This is a genomic window from Campylobacter sp. RM9328, from assembly GCF_012978615.1.
Genome location: NZ_LIWF01000070.1, coordinates 1 through 528, shown reverse-complemented (window position 1 = coordinate 528; position 528 = coordinate 1). Strand labels below are relative to the sequence as shown.

Here is a 528-nt window from a genome sequence, read left to right as displayed (position 1 = left end):
CAGATAGTGAGGGTAAGTTTAATATATCTATAGATACTACAGATGTTCAGCCAAATACTAATGTAACAGCTAGCGTAACAGATAAAGCTGGTAATACTAGCACAGATAATAATAGTGCCACATCTTTAAATTTCACCGATAACACTAAACCAGAGATAACTCTAAATACACCTATTATTACAGATACTAATAGCGAGGCTGATGGTATAGCCGATAGGGTAGAGCTAAGCGGAAGCACTAATCAGCCAAACACTAACGTAACTATTAGTGTAGCAGATAAGGTAATAGGCACAGTTACTACAGATAGTGAGGGTAAGTTTAATATATCTATAGATACTACAGATGTTCAGCCAAATACTAATGTAACAGCTAGCGTAACAGATAAAGCTGGTAATACTAGCACAGATAATAATAGTGCCACATCTTTAAATTTCACCGATAACACTAAACCAGAGATAACTCTAAATACACCTATTATTACAGATACTAATAGCGAGGCTGATGGTATAGCCGATAGGGTAGAGCTAA

1 protein-coding gene is annotated in these 528 nt (G+C 35.8%); it reads left to right on the top strand.

The features are described from left to right. Window positions 1–528 (top strand): Ig-like domain-containing protein (locus tag CCAL9328_RS10735; protein WP_211436857.1); only part of this gene is annotated, 528 nt, incomplete at both ends.